At 68.2% G+C, this 15,746-nt stretch carries 16 protein-coding genes; 8 read left to right on the top strand and 8 right to left on the bottom strand.

All coding sequences use genetic code 11. The features are described from left to right. Positions 1 to 179 precede the first annotated feature (179 nt). The 3 genes from T8T21_RS00005 to T8T21_RS00015 form a co-directional block, all read right to left on the bottom strand. Complete coding sequence (locus T8T21_RS00005) at positions 180 to 764, bottom strand: hypothetical protein (RefSeq protein ID WP_322336289.1); 585 nt, start codon at positions 762 to 764, stop codon at positions 180 to 182. 164 nt (positions 765 to 928) lie between these two features. Next, a complete protein-coding gene (locus tag T8T21_RS00010) occupies positions 929 to 1,138 on the bottom strand; it encodes a DUF3072 domain-containing protein (protein ID WP_322336290.1) in 210 nt (69 codons plus the stop codon). 88 nt (positions 1,139 to 1,226) lie between these two features. After that, positions 1,227 to 1,979 carry an alpha/beta fold hydrolase gene (locus T8T21_RS00015; RefSeq protein WP_322336291.1) on the bottom strand — a complete coding sequence of 251 codons (753 nt, stop codon included), beginning with the start codon at positions 1,977 to 1,979 and terminating at the stop codon, positions 1,227 to 1,229. Between the two features lie 86 nt (positions 1,980 to 2,065). Here T8T21_RS00015 and T8T21_RS00020 point away from each other — a divergent pair, with 86 nt between their 5' ends. Further along, the gene (locus T8T21_RS00020; protein ID WP_183470814.1) at positions 2,066 to 2,440 is read left to right on the top strand and encodes a hypothetical protein; all 375 of its coding nucleotides are present in this window, start codon (positions 2,066 to 2,068) and stop codon (positions 2,438 to 2,440) included. A 16-nt stretch (positions 2,441 to 2,456) separates the two neighbouring features. Here the strand turns inward: T8T21_RS00020 and glyA are convergent, their stop codons facing one another. Further along, positions 2,457 to 3,752 carry a serine hydroxymethyltransferase gene (gene glyA / locus T8T21_RS00025; RefSeq protein ID WP_322336292.1) on the bottom strand — a complete coding sequence of 432 codons (1,296 nt, stop codon included), beginning with the start codon at positions 3,750 to 3,752 and terminating at the stop codon, positions 2,457 to 2,459. A 94-nt stretch (positions 3,753 to 3,846) separates the two neighbouring features. On the opposite strand from glyA, the gene T8T21_RS00030 reads away from it, so the two are divergent. Further along, positions 3,847 to 4,656 carry an NAD kinase gene (locus T8T21_RS00030; RefSeq protein WP_407660074.1) on the top strand — a complete coding sequence of 270 codons (810 nt, stop codon included), beginning with the start codon at positions 3,847 to 3,849 and terminating at the stop codon, positions 4,654 to 4,656. Here T8T21_RS00030 and T8T21_RS00035 read toward each other — a convergent pair. The 4 genes from T8T21_RS00035 to T8T21_RS00050 all read right to left on the bottom strand — a co-directional run bounded on the left by T8T21_RS00035 (position 4,653) and on the right by T8T21_RS00050 (position 9,702). Next, entirely contained in the window at positions 4,653 to 5,075 is a 423-nt protein-coding gene (locus T8T21_RS00035) for a hypothetical protein (protein WP_322336294.1), read from the bottom strand. The two genes, T8T21_RS00030 and T8T21_RS00035, sit on opposite strands and share 4 nt — an antisense overlap. Further along, positions 5,072 to 6,982 (bottom strand): AMP-binding protein, encoded by a 1,911-nt coding sequence (locus T8T21_RS00040; protein ID WP_183470806.1) that lies wholly within the window; start codon positions 6,980 to 6,982, stop codon positions 5,072 to 5,074. The genes T8T21_RS00035 and T8T21_RS00040 overlap by 4 nt, the downstream gene beginning before the upstream one ends. Before the next feature lie 153 nt (positions 6,983 to 7,135). Further along, complete coding sequence (locus T8T21_RS00045; RefSeq protein ID WP_322336295.1) at positions 7,136 to 9,436, bottom strand: NADP-dependent malic enzyme; 2,301 nt, start codon at positions 9,434 to 9,436, stop codon at positions 7,136 to 7,138. Positions 9,437 to 9,501: 65 nt separating this feature from the next. Next, complete coding sequence (locus T8T21_RS00050; RefSeq protein WP_322336296.1) at positions 9,502 to 9,702, bottom strand: DUF3072 domain-containing protein; 201 nt, start codon at positions 9,700 to 9,702, stop codon at positions 9,502 to 9,504. Positions 9,703 to 9,820: 118 nt separating this feature from the next. Between T8T21_RS00050 and T8T21_RS00055 the strand changes: the two genes are divergently transcribed. The 6 genes from T8T21_RS00055 to T8T21_RS00080 all read left to right on the top strand — a co-directional run bounded on the left by T8T21_RS00055 (position 9,821) and on the right by T8T21_RS00080 (position 15,742). After that, positions 9,821 to 10,213, top strand: a complete 393-nt coding sequence (locus T8T21_RS00055; RefSeq protein ID WP_322336297.1) for a cytidine deaminase — start codon at positions 9,821 to 9,823, stop codon at positions 10,211 to 10,213. After that, on the top strand, positions 10,213 to 11,517 hold the full coding sequence (locus T8T21_RS00060; RefSeq protein WP_322336298.1) for a thymidine phosphorylase: 1,305 nt from the start codon (positions 10,213 to 10,215) through the stop codon (positions 11,515 to 11,517). Before T8T21_RS00055 ends, T8T21_RS00060 begins: the two co-directional genes overlap by 1 nt. Continuing rightward, positions 11,514 to 12,722, top strand: coding sequence for a phosphopentomutase (locus T8T21_RS00065; RefSeq protein ID WP_322336299.1), 1,209 nt, complete (start codon positions 11,514 to 11,516; stop codon positions 12,720 to 12,722). Before T8T21_RS00060 ends, T8T21_RS00065 begins: the two co-directional genes overlap by 4 nt. Then, complete coding sequence (locus T8T21_RS00070; RefSeq protein ID WP_322336300.1) at positions 12,719 to 13,705, top strand: adenosine deaminase; 987 nt, start codon at positions 12,719 to 12,721, stop codon at positions 13,703 to 13,705. The genes T8T21_RS00065 and T8T21_RS00070 overlap by 4 nt, the downstream gene beginning before the upstream one ends. Beyond that, positions 13,702 to 14,343, top strand: a complete 642-nt coding sequence (gene upp / locus T8T21_RS00075; protein WP_183470792.1) for a uracil phosphoribosyltransferase — start codon at positions 13,702 to 13,704, stop codon at positions 14,341 to 14,343. Before T8T21_RS00070 ends, upp begins: the two co-directional genes overlap by 4 nt. Positions 14,344 to 14,410: 67 nt before the next feature. Beyond that, positions 14,411 to 15,742: an SPOR domain-containing protein gene (locus tag T8T21_RS00080; RefSeq protein WP_322336301.1), complete on the top strand. Its 1,332-nt coding sequence runs from the start codon at positions 14,411 to 14,413 to the stop codon at positions 15,740 to 15,742. The last annotated feature ends 4 nt before the right edge of the window (positions 15,743 to 15,746 follow it).

Here is a 15,746-nt window from a genome sequence, read left to right on the forward strand (position 1 = left end):
TTTGGGACGAAAAATGTCTAGACTATAGGCTGGTTTCTTTGTGCGCCTTGAGTCTTAAGGCATATTTAGCGCATGTGAGGCAAAGGTAGTCTTGCTAAGTATGCCGATGACTGATTCGCCTTTTATACTTCACGGGCGCTTTCCCCAAGCGAAAGGGGTTCTAGGCTCGTATTCGATCGTCAGATAGTGATTCCAAGGCTGGAGAGCAAGCCGCCAATTTTCTCTGCGAACGACCATAGGGAATCTACAGGTTTAACACGTTCCTCAATGCCCTTGAGAATGCTGCTAATTACTGGCTTAGATCGCTTTCCCGCAATTTGCTCAGACAAAGTGCCCAGTAGCTCGCCAATTTCATGCTTGTCTATTCCGGAAATGTCTTTCGAATCGATAACGGCTTGGGCGAAGTCTCTTATTGTGCGGCCTAGTTCTTCAGAGTCGCTGCCTTCCGTTATGGTAATTACCGCATTGATCTTAGCTAAATCTCCCGTATTAAGCACGCCTACGGATGAGTTTGATATCGAAATATGATTGTTAGTAGTCGGTTTGTTCATTGCTCGAGCCAAATCGCTTACGGGTATCCTGCCGCTATTCATTTGAAGGCCAGTTACCATATCCATGTCATCTAATGACTGATTCATCATCGCGGCATTCATTAAAAAGCTGCGGTAATTGTTTTCTTGTAGCAAGGTGTTGCAGTGAAGGCAGAGGGACGGCCCGTTTTCATAAGTATATAGAGCCGGTTTTTCACACTGATGGCACTTCATTGCCTTTGTTTCCCGTTACCAATTATACATTAACTTAGTTGCGCCTTCAGGACGCTACACTATTGTACGAGATTGGCAACTTAAGGTTGACTTAGACCGAAGCTCCGCAAAGAGGACTTCCAACGTGCTCCTGCTGTAAGGACAGCAGAATGGACAGTATACAATCACACCCGCCCATTCTTCTCCTGCAACGCATCGATCCGCTCGCTGGCCTCGGCCTTGGTCAGGCTGTCCTCGAACTCCTCACCGACCTCTTCGCACAGCGTCTTGAGATAGCTCGCCTGCGCGCCGATCATCGGCTCGTCGCCGGTGACCCCGTCCTCCGGATCTTTCTCGGCGTTGCCCTGCGGGTGGCTCTTGGGATTATCGGTCATGTCCTGATCTCCTGTGTGGGAGTTCATGTAATGTTCCGCGCTCGGGAGCGTTCCCCGCGCCGATGATCACACCGGCGCGAGGCGCGTCTCACCCCTCCAGAAAGCCCCTGACCGCCGCCTCGACCTCGCGCGGCTTTTCCGCGTGCAGCCAGTGCCGGGCGCCCTCGATCACCTCGAAGGACGGGTCGGCGAACAGCGCGTGGATCGCGTCGTGGCGCTCCTCGCCGACATAGTTCGAGTTCGCCCCTGAAAGGAACAGCGCCGGGCCGTCGAAGCGGCCTTCGACCTCCGGGAAGCCGAGGATCGTCTCAATGTCGCGCTCCAGCACGTCGAGGTTCAGCTTCCAGCGCTTTTCCTTGAGGTCGAGCGACTGCAGGAAGAACGCCGCCGTCGCGGCCTCCAGATCGTCGCCCAGCATCTCTGTCGCGTCGGACCGGCTGCCGATCCGCTCCAGGTCGACCTGCTTCATGCGGCGGATATTGTCGATCTGGTCATGGCCGTAGGACACCGGCGCGATGTCGGCCACGATCAGGCGACGCACGAGGTCGGGGCGGGTGAGGGCGAGCACCATTGACGCCTTGCCACCCATCGAGTGGCCCAGCACGTCGGCGCGGCCATGGCTCTCCAGCACCTCGGCCAGATCCTCGGCCATGCCGAAATAGTCGTGGCTCTCGGTCCAGTGGCTGTCGCCGTGGTTGCGCATGTCGACCGAGATCACCTGCCGGTCCTCGCCCAACCGGCGCGCGATGACGCCCCAGTTGCGGGCCGAGCCGAACAGGCCATGGACGATCAGGAGGGGCGGGCGGTCGGAGGGCTCTCCGGTGAGGATGGTATTGAGCATGGGGGATGTTGTAGCGCCTGCATCCGCGCGCGCCAGCCCCGTCATCTGCCATTGAGTGCCGCCGCCCGGGGCGCTAACAAAGTCGCATGGACCGCACCACGATAACCGGCTGGACGCGCGAGATTTCCCGGCTGCTCACCGACCGCGCCGGGGTCGACGGACGCACGTTGGGCGACCGTCTCGACCGCGCCGCACCGGTGCTGCCGCCCGAGATCCTGTCGCGTGCCCGTTTCCTCGCTGCCGCCGAAGCGGTGGCCCGGATGCCCGGACGCGCCGAGGCGATCGACATGGAGCGGGTGGAGGCGGCCTATGTCACCGTGCAGAGCTGGCTTATGGCCGAAGAGCCAGACGAGCTGCGCCACGCGCTGCACCGGGCGATCTGGCGGCGCAGGATGCGCCATGCGATCACCATCCTCGTCGCGGCGGTGATCGCCTGGGTGTTGTGGCGCGAGGTCCTCTGACCCCGCGCCGACGTTCTCAGAGGTTGGGGTAGAGCGGGAAGCGCTTGCAGAGTTCCTCGACCTCGCCGCGCACCTTCTCCTCGACCTCAGCATTGCCCTCGGCGCCGTTCGCCGCCAGCCCGTCGACCACCTCGACGATCCAGTCGGCGATCTGCCGGAACTCGGCTTCGCCGAAGCCGCGCGTCGTGCCCGCGGGCGAGCCGAGGCGGATGCCGGAGGTCACGGCCGGCTTCTCCGGGTCGAAGGGGATGCCGTTCTTGTTGCAGGTGATGTTGGCGCGGCCCAGCGCGTCCTCGGTCGCGTTGCCCTTCACGCCCTTGGGGCGCAGGTCGACCAGCATCAGGTGGCTGTCGGTGCCGCCGGTGACGATGTCGAGCCCGCCCTTCATCAGCTGGTCGGCGAGCGCCTGGGCGTTCTTCACGACCTGCTGCTGGTAGGTCTTGAACTCGGGGCGCAGCGCCTCGCCGAAGGCCACGGCCTTGCCGGCGATGACATGCATCAGCGGACCGCCCTGGATGCCCGGGAAGATCGCCGAGTTGATCTTCTTGGCGATCGCCTCGTCATTGGTGAGGATCATGCCGCCGCGCGGGCCGCGCAGCGTCTTGTGCGTGGTGGTGGTGGCGACATGCGCGTGCGGGAAGGGGGAGGGGTAGAGACCCGCCGCCACGAGGCCCGCGAAATGCGCCATGTCGACGAGCAGATACGCACCGACGCTGTCGGCGATCTCGCGCATGCGCGGGAAGTCGATGATCCGCGGAATGGCCGAGCCGCCGGCGATGATCATCTTCGGCTGGTGCTCGGTCGCGAGCTCCTGGATCCGGTCGTAGTCGATCTGCTGGTCCTGCTGGCGCACGCCGTACTGGACCGCGTTGAACCACTTGCCCGATTGGTTCGGCTTGGCGCCGTGGGTCAGGTGACCGCCCGCGTCGAGGCTCATCCCGAGGATGGTGTCGCCGGGCTGCAGCAGCGCCTGGAACACGCCCTGGTTCGCTTGGGAGCCGGAGTTCGGCTGCACGTTGGCGAATTCGCAGGAGAACAGCTGCTTGGCGCGGTCGATGGCGAGGTTCTCGGCCACGTCGGCGAATTCGCAGCCGCCGTAGTAGCGCCGCCCCGGATAGCCCTCGGCATATTTGTTGGTGAGCACCGAGCCCTGGGCCTCGAGCACGGCGGCCGAGACGATGTTCTCGCTGGCGATCAGCTCGATCTCGTGGCGCTGGCGGCCGAGTTCGTCGGTGATCGCCTTGGCGATCTCGGGGTCGCGGCTGTCGAGCGTTTCGGTGAAGAAGCCGTCGTCGCGGGTGGATGCGTTCATCTCGGACACCTCGTGCGGGGTTGCGTCGCGGCACTCTTAGCGCAGGGGAAGGGGGGTCAAAAGCCCCGAAACCGTCGCGGCTTGCCTTTCGGTCATGGCTGGCCGACAACCTATCGGCAGCATCCGGGAGGACAGGGATTTGGGGACCGACCGCATCGCCTTTCTGGCCAGCGAGACCGGCGTGGCGCAGGAGACGCGCGAACGGCTCGCGCTGCGCTACGGCGACCACCCGCTCGAGGATGCCGACGTCGTGGTGGCACTGGGCGGCGACGGCTTCATGCTACAGACGCTGCACGCGACCGAGGGGCTAGACCTGCCGGTCTATGGCATGAACCGCGGCACCGTGGGTTTCCTGATGAACGCCTTTTCCGAGGACGACCTGCCCGAGCGGGTCGCCGCCGCAGAGGAAGCGATCATCAACCCGCTCGCCATGCTGGCCGAGACCGCCTCCGGCGAGGTGCAGCGCGGTTTGGGCATCAACGAGGTCAGCCTGCTGCGCGCCGGGCCCCAGGCGGCCAAGCTGCGGGTCATCGTCGACGGGCGGGTGCGCCTCGAGGAGCTGGTATGTGACGGGGCGCTGGTGGCGACGCCGGCCGGGTCGACCGCCTACAATTATTCTGCCTACGGGCCGATCCTGCCGATAGGGGCCGACGTGCTGGCGCTCACCGCGATCGCGCCGTTCCGGCCCCGGCGCTGGCGCGGCGCGCTGCTGCCCACCGGCGCCACGGTGCGCTTCGAGGTGCTCGAGCCCGAGAAGCGACCGGTGATGGCCGATGCCGACAGCCGTCTGGTGCGCGACGTGGTCGCGGTCGAGATCCGCTCCGAGCCGCGGGTGCGCCACCGCATCCTCTTCGATCCCGGTCACGGGCTCGAGGAGCGGCTGATCCGCGAGCAGTTCGCCTAGTTGAAGCTGATCACGGCGAGGATCACCGCGAGGATCGAGAACAGGCCGGCCCCGGCACCCAGCCCGGCCATGCGCGCCGCATCCGGGGCGCGGGCCGCGCGGGCGGCGCGGCGCGCCTCGACCTGCATCAGCACCGTCATCGCGGTCAGCCCCAGCACCGCCAGCATCTTGAGCCAGAAGGACAGCGGCAGCGCGGCGCCATAGACCAGACCGGCCATCCAAGGGCCGGTGATCCAGAGCACCACCAGCGCGCCGACCGAAACCATGCCGATCCGCTTCTGCAGCGCACCGAAGGCTGGCGCCGCCTCGGGGCGCGACCGCGCCAGCCGTGCCGCGATGGCGTTGGCGACGCCGCCGCCCAGGCCCAGCGCCAGCGCGAGAATGTGCAGGCTCTTGAGCAGCCAGAAGGTGGCCGTCACGCCGTCTTCTCCGTCTTGGTCATGCCGTAGCCCAAGGGCGCGATCGCGGCCCGCAGCTCGTCGAGGATGGTGGGGTCGTCGATCGTCGCGGGCATCGCGAAATCCTCGCCATCGGCGATCTTGGCCATGGTCGCGCGCAGGATCTTGCCCGAACGGGTCTTGGGCAGCCGTTCGACCACCACCGCCAGCTTGAAGGCGGCCACCGGCCCGACGCGTTCCCGCACCAGATCGACCGCTTCGCCGACGATATCCTCGGGCGGCCGTCCGCAATTGCGGTTCAGACAGAGAAAGCCCATCGGCAGCTGTCCCTTGAGCGGATCGGACACGCCGATCACCGCGCACTCGGCCACGTCGGGATGATCGGCCAGCACCTCCTCCATCCCGCCGGTCGAGAGGCGATGCCCGGCCACGTTGATCACGTCGTCGGTCCGCGCGAGGATCGAGACATAGCCATCCTCGTCGATCATCCCGGCATCGCCGGTGGTGTAGTAGCCGGGATGGGTCGAGAGATAGCTGCGGCGGAACCGTGCCTCGTCGCCCCAGATCCCGGTGAGCGTGCCCGGCGGCAGCGGCAGGCGGATCGCCACCGCGCCCAACTCGCCGCGCGGCCGGTCGTGGCCCGCCTCGTCGAGGATGTGCACGTCGTAGCCCGGCATCGGCACGGTCGAAGAGCCGTCCTTCACCGGCAGCGGCTCGATCCCGACCGGGTTGCCGGTGATCGTGTAGCCGGTCTCGGTCTGCCACCAGTGGTCGTAGACCGGGACCTGCGCCACGTCGCGGGCCCAGGCCACCGTGTCGGGATCGGCCCGCTCCCCGGCGAGATAGATCGCGCGCAGCGCTGAAAGGTCATGGTCGCGCGCCATCCGCCCCTCCGGATCCTCACGCTTGATCGCGCGCAGCGCGGTGGGCGCGGTGAAGAAGGTCCGCACCTTGTTCTGTGCGATCACCCGCCAGAAGGCGCCGGCATCGGGCGTGCCGACGGGCTTGCCCTCATAGACCACCGTCGTGTTGCCGTGGATCAGCGGCGCGTAGCAGATATAGCTGTGGCCCACGACCCAGCCGACATCGGAGGCGGCCCAGAACACCTCGCCCGGCTCGGTGGCGTAGATGTTCTTCATGGTCCAGTGCAGCGCCACGAGATGGCCGCCGGTAGGGCGGACCACGCCCTTGGGCCTGCCGGTCGTGCCGGAGGTGTAGAGGATATAGGCCGGATGGTTCGCCTCCACCGGCACGCAATCGGCCGGTTCGGCCTCCTCCTGAAAATCGTGCCACTCGATGTCGCGGCCATGTTCGATCGCGGCCATCGCCTGCGGGCGCTGCAGGATCACGCAGAATTCCGGCTTGTGGTCGGCCTCGCGCAGCGCCTGATCCAGCAGCGGCTTGTAGGCGACCACGCGGTTCGGCTCGATCCCGCAGGACCCGGCGAGGATCGCCTTGGGCTTGCAGTCGTCGATCCGCACCGCGAGTTCGCGCGCCGCGAAGCCGCCGAAGACCACGCAATGGATCGCGCCGATCCGGGCGCAGGCCAGCATCGCCTCGATCGCCTCGGGGACCATCGGCATGTAGATCACGACGCGGTCGCCCTTGGTCACCCCGCGCGCCTTGAGCGCGCCTGCCAGCCGCGCGACCCGACCCAGAAGCTCGCCATAGGTGATCTCGGTCCGGCTCTCGGTGACGGGGCTGTCATGGATGATCGCGATGTCATGGGTGCGGCCCTCGGCCACGTGCCGGTCGAGCGCGTTGTGACAGCCATTGACCATGCCGTCGGGAAACCACAGCGGCACCGGGTCGGCCTCTTCCGAGAGCGCCTGGCTCGGGAAGCGGTGCCAATCGATGGCGCGCGCGGCCTGCAACCAGAAGCCCTCGGGATCCGAGCGCCAGCTTTCATAGACTTCCGCATAGGTCATGGCCGTCCTCCCTCGGGACGGAATCCTACGCCTGCCCAAGGGTTTCGGGCAAGTGTCACGCACCGTAGTCCGGTGCGATCCGGGGCAAACGGTGCGGATTGCCCGAATAGGCGGAGCGGAAAGTGGGGGAGGCGTGTGCCTCCCCGCAGGATCTCAGCCGTAATGTGCGACCGGCGTGCCGGCGATGGCCGACATGTTGAGAAGGCCGCGCGCGGTGATCGAGGGGGTCACGATATGGGCGCGGTTGCCCATCCCCATCAGGATCGGCCCGACCTCGAGCCCGGCGCCCTTCATCTTGAGGATGTTGCGCACGCCCGACGCCGCGTCGGTGTTGGCGAAGACCAGACAGTTGGCCGCGCCGTTGAGCCGCGCGCCGGGGAAGATCCGCTCGCGCAGCACCGGGTCGAGCGCCGCATCGACATGCATCTCGCCCTCATAGGCGAAATCGCGCGGGCTCGCATCGAGGACCTCCAGCGCGGCGCGCATCCGGCGTCCGGTGCCGATGTCGAGATTGCCGAACTGCGAATGCGAGCACAGCGCGATCTGCGGCGCGAGGCCGAAGCGGCGGATGTGCCGGGCGCAGCCTTCGACCGTCTCGGCGATCTGCTCGGGTGTCGGCTCGGCATGGACCTGCGTGTCTGCGATGAACAGCGGCCCATCCTCGAGGATCATCAGCGACAGCGCCCCGACCGGGCGCAGATCGGCGGTGCCGAGCACCTGCTCGATGTAGTTGAGGTGCCACAGATACTGACCGAAGGTGCCGCAGATCAGGCTGTCCGCCTCGCCGCGATGCACCATCACCGCGCCGATCGCGGTGGTGTTGGTGCGCATGATCGCCTTGGCCAGATCGGGGGTCACGCCCTTGCGGGCCATGATCTCGTGATAGGTGCCCCAGTAGTCGCGGTAGCGGGGGTCGTTCTCTGGATTGACGATCTCGAAGTCCATGCCGGGCCGGATGGTCAGGCCCGCGCGCTCGCAGCGGGTCTCGATCACCTCGGGGCGTCCGATCAGGATCGGCGTGTCGGTGGTCTCCTCGATGATCGCCTGCGCGGCGCGCAGCACGCGCTCGTCCTCGCCCTCGGCGAAGACGATCTTGCGCGCCGCCTCGCGGGCCGCGTCAAAGACCGGGCGCATCAGCAGCGCCGATTTGAACACCGAACTGTCGAGCCGTTCCTTGTAGCCCTTCATGTCGGCGATCGGGCGCGCCGCGACGCCGGTCTCCATCGCGGCCTTGGCCACGGCCGAGGCCACGACGCCCATCAGCCGGGGATCGAATGGCTTGGGGATCAGGTAGTCGGCGCCGAAGGTGAGCTGTTCGCCGCTATAGGCAGCCGCCGCCTCGGCCGAAGTGGTGGCGCGCGCCAGCGCCGCGATGCCTTCGACGCAGGCGATCTTCATCTCGTCGTTGATCGTCGTCGCACCGACGTCGAGCGCTCCCCGGAAGATGAAGGGGAAGCACAGCACGTTGTTGACCTGGTTCGGGAAGTCCGACCGGCCGGTGGCGATGATCGCGCCCGGTTTCACCTCGCGGGCGAGGTCTGGCATGATCTCGGGCGTCGGGTTGGCGAGCGCGAAGATGATCGGCCGCTCGGCCATCTTCCCCACCATCTCGGGCTTGAGCACGCCGGGGCCCGACAGGCCGAGGAACAGGTCGGCACCGTCGATCACGTCACCGAGGCCGCGCGGCCCGCCCGGCTGGGCATAGGCGGCCTTCTGGGGGGTCATGTCCTCTTCGCGGCCCTCATGGACGAGACCAGCGAGATCGCACAGGAAGACGTTCTCGCGCTTCACGCCGAGCTTGATCAGCATGTCGAGGCAGGCGATGCCCGCGGCGCCCCCGCCGGTCGAGACGACCTTGATCTCCTCGAACGACTTTCCGGCCACCCGCAGCGCGTTGGTGGCGGCGGCGCCGACGACGATCGCGGTACCGTGCTGGTCATCATGGAAGACGGGGATGTTCATCCGCTCGCGGCAGATCTTCTCGACGACGAAGCAGTCGGGGGCCTTGATGTCCTCGAGATTGATCGCGCCGAAGGTCGGCTCGAGGGCGCAGACGATGTCGGCGAGCTTCTCGGGATCGCTTTCGTCGAGTTCGATGTCGAAGCAGTCAATATTGGCGAACTTCTTGAACAGGACCGCCTTGCCCTCCATCACCGGCTTGGAGGCCAATGCGCCGATATTGCCCAGACCCAGAACGGCGGTGCCGTTGGTGACCACGGCGACCAGATTGCCGCGCGAGGTATAGTCGCGCGCCGTGTCCGGCTCGGCCTTGATCTCGAGGCAGGCCTCGGCGACGCCGGGGGAATAGGCGCGGCTCAGGTCGCGGCCATTGGCCAGCGGCTTGGTGGCGCGGATCTCCAGCTTTCCGGGCTTGGGCAGCCGGTGATAGTCGAGCGCGGCCTGCCGCAGCCCGTCGGAGCCCCCGCGGGCGGTGTCGTCACTGCTTTCGGCCATCGCGTCGTCTCTCCCCAAAACGGAATGGTTCAGCATTAAACCTTTTCTTCGGGGGCGCGAAAGCCCTATCGCTCGTCGCGCCTCTCGCGCAGCGCGGCGATCCGCTCGTCGGCCTGCGCCTCGGTGAGCGCGGTGTCGAACTCCTCGCCGGTCTTCTCGCACAGGTCGCGCAGGATCGTCGCCTGCTTCGGGTTCATCGGTGCGTCGGGATCGTCGGGGGTGCGCGCCTCGGTTTCGGGCAACACGGATTTGGTCGGTTCGATCATGTCGGGACCTCCTGTGATTGCGAAACCGGGCAGCGGGGCAGGGGTTCCGCGAGGGCGGACTTGCATGAAGCGGGGGCGCGGGACACAGTTTCCGGCAAACCCCCGATGGAGGCCCCTTATGTCGCTGGTCGATGACGCGCGCGCGGTGCGCGAGAACGCCTATGCCCCCTATTCCAACTTCAAGGTCGGCGCGGCGATCCGCGCGACCTCCGGCACCGTGCATCTCGGCGTCAACGTCGAGAACGTCGCCTATCCGGAGGGCACCTGCGCCGAGGCCGGCGCCATCGCCGCGATGATCGCCGCCGGCGATGCCGAGATCGCGGAGGTGGCGGTGATCGCCGACAGCCCGGTGCCGGTCTCGCCCTGCGGCGGCTGCCGCCAGAAGCTGGCCGAGTTCGGCAAGGGCGACGTACGGGTCACGCTGGCCACCACCGACGGCGAAACCCGGCAGACCACGCTGGCCGAGCTTCTGCCCGGCGCCTTCGATCGCCACCAGATGGACCGAGCCTGATGCAGGCGGCGCGTCTCATCGCCGCCCTGCGGCGCGGCGAGACACCCCCGGCGGAGGCGGTGCGCGGGTTTGCGCGCGGCCTCGCCGACGGCTCCGTGTCCGACGCGCAGGCCGGGGCCTTCGCCATGGCGGTCTGCTGCCGGGGTCTCGGCGAGGCGGGGCGCGTGGCCCTGACCGAAGGGATGCGCGACAGCGGTGACCGGCTGTCTTGGGACCTGCCGGGGCCGGTGCTCGACAAGCATTCGACCGGCGGCGTGGGCGACCCGGTGTCGCTGCTGCTCGCACCGGCACTGGCGGCTTGCGGCGTTTTCGTCCCGATGATCTCCGGACGGGGCCTCGGTCATACCGGCGGCACGCTCGACAAGCTCGAGGCGGTGCCGGGTCTCTCGACGCAGGTCGACGAGGATCGGCTGCGCGCGATCACCCGCGAGGTGGGCTGCGCCATCGTCGGCGCGACGGGGCGCATCGCCCCGGCCGACAAGCGGCTCTACGCCATCCGAGACGTCACCGGCACGGTCGACAGCGTCGACCTGATCACCGCCTCGATCCTGTCCAAGAAGCTCGCCGCCGGGCTGGAGGGGCTGGTGCTCGACGTGAAGCTTGGCTCGGGTGCCTTCATGAAGTCGCGCGAGGAGGCGCTTGCGCTGGGCGGCGCGCTGGTGGCGACCGCCAATGGCGCGGGCTGTCCGACCGCGGCCTTCATCACCGACATGGACGAGCCGCTCGCCCCGGCGCTGGGCAACGCCACCGAGATGGCCGTCGTGATGCGCGTGCTCGAAGGCGACCGTCTCGCCGCGCCGCGGCTGCACGACCTGACCGTGGCACTGGGTGGGCGGCTGATGGCGCTGGCCGGTGGCGCCGAGGGCGAGGGCGAGGAAATGATCGCCCATGCCATCGCGAGCGGCCGCGCGATGGAGCGCTTCGCCGCTATGCTGCACGGCCTCGGCGGCCCTGCCGACATGGCCGAGAATTGGCGCGCGCATCTGCCGTCGGCGCCCGTGGTGCGCGATGTCGCCGCCCGCGAGGCCGGGCATCTCACCGCGATCGACGGCGAGGCGCTGGGCCACGCGGTGGTGGGCCTCGGCGGCGGCCGCCGGGTCGAGAGCGACCGGATCGACCCGGCCGTGGGCCTGACCGATGTGACCCGGCTCGGCACCCGGATCGCCTCCGGCGACCTGCTGGCGCGCATCCACGCGGCGAACGAGGAGGCCGCCGATGCCGCCGAGGCGGCGCTGCGCGACGCCATGCACATCGGCTCGGCGCCGCAACTCAACGACCTGGTGATCGAAAGGATCGACCCATGAGCCGTGTCTTCCTGCTGGTGATGGACAGCGCCGGGATCGGCGGCGCGCCCGATGCTCACGCCTTCTTCAATGGTGACACCCCCGATACCGGCTCCAACACAATCGGCCATATCGCCGAAGCCTGCGCCGCGGGGCGCGCCGAGGAGGGCCGCTCCGGCCCGCTGCGCCTGCCGACGCTCGATTCCCTGGGGCTCGGGCGGGCCATCGCCCTGGCCTCGGGCCTCGACGCGCCCGGTCTCGGGGCCGAGCCCGTGGGCCCCTGGGGCGCCGCGACCGAGGTGTCGAACGGCAAGGACACGCCCTCGGGCCACTGGGAGCTTGCCGGCGTGCCGGTGCCGTGGGACTGGCACTATTTCCCCAAGGAGATCCCGGCCTTTCCGACCGAGGTGACCCGGGCGCTGATGCAGGCTGCCGGCACCGACGGGATCCTCGGCAACCGCCACGCCTCGGGCACCGCCGTCATCGACGAGGAGGGCCCCGAGCACATGCGCACCGGTTGGCCGATCTGCTACACCTCGGTTGACAGCGTGCTGCAGATTGCCGCCCATGAGGAGCGCTTCGGCCTCGATCGGCTGCTGGAGATGTGCCGGGAGGTCGCGCCGTTGCTGCACGACATGAAGGTCGGCCGGGTCATCGCCCGGCCCTTCGTCGGCGACGAGACGACCGGCTTCACCCGCACCGCCAACCGCCGCGATTTCGCCATCGCGGCGCCGGGCCGCACGCTGCTCGACAGCGCGAAGCGGGCGGGGCGGGACGTGCACGCGGTCGGCAAGATCGGCGACATCTTCTCGATGCGCGGCGTCACCGACCTGCGCAAGGGACCGGATGCGAAGCTGATGGCGCACCTGTCGGACCTCGTGGACGAGGCCCGGGACGGCGCCCTGGTCTTCGCCAATTTCGTCGAGTTCGACACCAATTACGGCCACCGCCGCGACGTGTCGGGCTATGCGCGTCACCTCGAATGGTTCGACGCCGAGCTGGGCCGCATCCTGCCGCGGATGCGTGCGGACGATCTCGTGATCGTCACCGCCGATCATGGCAACGACCCGACCTTTGTCGGCACCGATCATACCCGCGAACGGGTGCCGGTGCTGTGCCACGGCCCGGAGCCGCGCGCGCTGGGGCAGATCGGCTTCACCGATGTCGGCGCGCTGGCGGCTTCGCATCTCGACATTCCGCTCCCCGACCCGGAGGCCACGCCATGAGCTATCGATCCATGCCCAAGGTCGAGTTGCATCTGCATCTCGAGGGCGCGGCGCCGCCATCCTTCATCAAGGGGCTCGCCCGCGAGAAGCACATCGATATCGACCGCATCTTCGCCGAGGATGGCGGCTATGCGCGCGGCAGCTTCGAATGGTTTCTCAAGGCCTATGACGCAGCCTGCACCACGCTGCAGGGGCCCGAGGATTTCCGCCGCCTGATGCTCGCGGTGCTGGAGGAGAGCGCTGCGCATGGGGTGATCTACACCGAGTTCTTTGTCTCGCCGGATTTCTGCGGCGGCGGCGATCTCGCGGCGTGGCGCGACTATCTCGACGCGATGACCGATGCCGCCGACGAGGCCGAGCAGCGCATGGGCATCGCCTCGCGCGGCGTCGTGACCTGCCTGCGCCATCTCGGCCCAGAGGCCGCAAAGCCGATTGCGCGCTGCGCCGCCGAGACCAAGGGCCGCTTCGTCACCGGCTTCGGCATGGCCGGCGCCGAGATGATGCACCGGCCCGGCGATTTCGCTTGGGCATTCGACGCCGCGCGCGAGGCCGGGCTGGGGCTGACCGCCCATGCCGGCGAATGGGGCGGGCCCGACATGGTGCGCGAGACCGTCGACCTGCTGGGCTGCTCGCGGATCGGCCATGGCATCAATGCCGTGTCGGACCATGCGCTGTGCGACCACCTGATCGAGCGGGGCGTCACCCTCGAGGTCTGCCCGGTCTCGAATCTGGTGCTCGGCGCGGTGCCGGACTGGAAGAGCCACCCGATCGAGGAGTTGCGTGATCGCGGGCTGCGCGTCACCGTCTCGACCGACGACCCGCCCTGGTTCGGCACCACCATGACCCATGAATACGACATGCTGGAAAAGCATTTCGGCTGGGAAGAGGAACGGCTGGCGATCGCCAACCGCGTTGCCGCCGAGGCGGCCTTCTGCGATGACGCCACACGCGCGGAGATCCTGAAGAAACTGGAGGCGGCATGAGCCACACCGACAAACATTTGACCGTCGTCGAACACCCGCTGGTCCAGCACAAGCTGACCCTGATGCGGAAATCCGAAACTTCGACCGCGAGCTTCCGGCAGCTCCTGCGGGAGATCAGCTTGCTCCTCGCCTACGAGGTGACGCGCGATCTGCCGATGACCACCACCCGCATCGACACGCCGATGCAGCCGATGGACGCCCCGGCGATCGAGGGCAAGAAGCTGGCGCTGATCTCGATCCTGCGCGCCGGCAACGGGCTGCTCGACGGCATCCTCGAACTGATCCCCTCGGCTCGGGTCGGCTTCGTGGGTCTCTATCGCGATCCCGAAACGCTGGAACCGGTGGAGTACTACTTCAAGGTGCCCGGAGGCCTCGACGCGCGGCTGACCATCGCGGTCGATCCGATGCTGGCCACCGGCAATTCCTCGGTCGCGGCGATCGACAAGCTGAAGGAGGCGGGCGCCAAGGACATCATCTTCCTGTGCCTGCTGGCGGCGCCCGAGGGCGTGGCGCGGATGAAGGAGGCCCATCCCGACGTGCCGATCGTCACCGCCGCGCTCGACGAGCGACTCGATGATCATGGCTACATCGTGCCCGGACTGGGGGATGCGGGTGACAGGATGTTCGGAACCAAGTAGCGCCAGCTTTACAGCTTGACGGGGCTGCGCCATGGTTTCGGAAAACATCCCGGGGGCAGGGGGCAGCATGTTCAAGACGATACTCGCCGTGTCGGCGACGGCCTTGGCCGTGGCGGGCCCGGCCATGGCGCAGGACCGGCTTCCGGCGGAGTTTCCGCCCGAAAGCTATGCCGGCAACCAGTATGTGGACAGTGAGGGCTGCGCCTTCATCCGCGCCGGAATCGGCGGCATGACCAACTGGATCCCGCGCATGAGCCGGGACCGCGAGCCGCTTTGCGGCTTCCAGCCCACGCGCATCGCCGGCGCCGCGCCGCCGGTGCTGCCCGATCCGGCCCCTGCCGCCGCGCCCGAGCGGCGCGCCGAGGCGGTGGCCGCAAACGCGCCCGCGACGCGTCGCGCGGCGCCCAGTTCGCCCCGAGTGGTCGCGCCGCAGCCGGTCCGGAGCGAGGCGCCGCGCCTGACCTTCGCCGCCTTCTGCGCCGGCCGCAGCGGCCCGCAGCCGGGCTATGTCAGCAGCCGCACCGGCGAGACCATCGATTGCGGTGGTGCTGTCGCGGCGCCGGGCGCACCGCTGCGCGGTGCGGTGACTCTGGCCGCCGTCTGTGCCGACATGGCGGCGACCGGGCGGCGTTACGTGCTGCGCGACACCGGCACGCCGGTGACCTGCGGGCCACAGAGCGCGACCGCCCCGGCGCCGGGCAGCCGCCTCGCCGCGACCCGCATGCCCACGGCGCCCGCCGCCCCGGGCGCGCCGGTCGCCGCCGGGCAGGGGCCGGTTGCGATGGCCGTCACGAGCTGTGCCGAGACCGGTCGCTCGGGCCTGCCGCGTCGCTGCGGACCGCAGGCGCAATCCCCCTCGGGCATCGGCAACGCCGCCCGGGCCGCGACGGCGCCCGCCTCCGGACATGCCGCCGCTCTGGCCTTTCTCGACCCGCAGGCCGATCGGCTGATGCGCGCGGCCGCGGCGGTGACACTGCCCGATCCGGCAACGCCGCCGGCCGGCTATCGCCGTGCCTTCGACGACGGCCGGCACAACCCGCTGCGCGGCGTTCGCATCGTCGAGCGCGCGGGTGCGGGGCAGGTGCGTGCGCCGGTCACGGCCGCGCCGGTGGCCGTGCCGACGGCTCTGGTAGCCCGCGTGTCGACCAGCTCCGCCCCGGCGCAGGCCGCAACGGGCCGCTTCGTGCAACTCGGCACCTATGCCGAACCGGCCAATGCCGAACGGGCTGCGGCGCGGCTGCGGGCGATGGGCCTGCCGGTGGCGCAGGGCCAAGTCAGCCGCAATGGCACCAGGATGCGGGTGGTCGCGACCGGCCCCTTCGCCGACTCCGCGACGCTGGGCCGGGCGCTGGGCGCAGTGCGGGCCGCCGGATACACCGACGCCTTCGCCCGTCGCTGAAATT

This window comes from Limimaricola variabilis, from assembly GCF_034371605.1.
Taxonomy (GTDB): Bacteria; Pseudomonadota; Alphaproteobacteria; order Rhodobacterales; family Rhodobacteraceae; genus Limimaricola; species Limimaricola variabilis.

What these genes read in the sequence shown, in the direction of transcription:
- T8T21_RS00005 (WP_322336289.1), bottom strand. Translation starts at nt 764, where the DNA reads ATGAAGTGCCATCAGTGTGAAAAACCGGCTCTATATACTTATGAAAAC.
- T8T21_RS00010 (WP_322336290.1), bottom strand. Translation starts at nt 1,138, where the DNA reads ATGACCGATAATCCCAAGAGCCACCCGCAGGGCAACGCCGAGAAAGAT.
- T8T21_RS00015 (WP_322336291.1), bottom strand. Translation starts at nt 1,979, where the DNA reads ATGCTCAATACCATCCTCACCGGAGAGCCCTCCGACCGCCCGCCCCTC.
- T8T21_RS00020 (WP_183470814.1), top strand. Translation starts at nt 2,066, where the DNA reads ATGGACCGCACCACGATAACCGGCTGGACGCGCGAGATTTCCCGGCTG.
- glyA (WP_322336292.1), bottom strand. Translation starts at nt 3,752, where the DNA reads ATGAACGCATCCACCCGCGACGACGGCTTCTTCACCGAAACGCTCGAC.
- T8T21_RS00030 (WP_407660074.1), top strand. Translation starts at nt 3,847, where the DNA reads ATGGCTGGCCGACAACCTATCGGCAGCATCCGGGAGGACAGGGATTTG.
- T8T21_RS00040 (WP_183470806.1), bottom strand. Translation starts at nt 6,982, where the DNA reads ATGACCTATGCGGAAGTCTATGAAAGCTGGCGCTCGGATCCCGAGGGC.
- T8T21_RS00045 (WP_322336295.1), bottom strand. Translation starts at nt 9,436, where the DNA reads ATGGCCGAAAGCAGTGACGACACCGCCCGCGGGGGCTCCGACGGGCTG.
- T8T21_RS00050 (WP_322336296.1), bottom strand. Translation starts at nt 9,702, where the DNA reads ATGATCGAACCGACCAAATCCGTGTTGCCCGAAACCGAGGCGCGCACC.
- T8T21_RS00055 (WP_322336297.1), top strand. Translation starts at nt 9,821, where the DNA reads ATGTCGCTGGTCGATGACGCGCGCGCGGTGCGCGAGAACGCCTATGCC.
- T8T21_RS00060 (WP_322336298.1), top strand. Translation starts at nt 10,213, where the DNA reads ATGCAGGCGGCGCGTCTCATCGCCGCCCTGCGGCGCGGCGAGACACCC.
- T8T21_RS00065 (WP_322336299.1), top strand. Translation starts at nt 11,514, where the DNA reads ATGAGCCGTGTCTTCCTGCTGGTGATGGACAGCGCCGGGATCGGCGGC.
- T8T21_RS00070 (WP_322336300.1), top strand. Translation starts at nt 12,719, where the DNA reads ATGAGCTATCGATCCATGCCCAAGGTCGAGTTGCATCTGCATCTCGAG.
- upp (WP_183470792.1), top strand. Translation starts at nt 13,702, where the DNA reads ATGAGCCACACCGACAAACATTTGACCGTCGTCGAACACCCGCTGGTC.
- T8T21_RS00080 (WP_322336301.1), top strand. Translation starts at nt 14,411, where the DNA reads ATGTTCAAGACGATACTCGCCGTGTCGGCGACGGCCTTGGCCGTGGCG.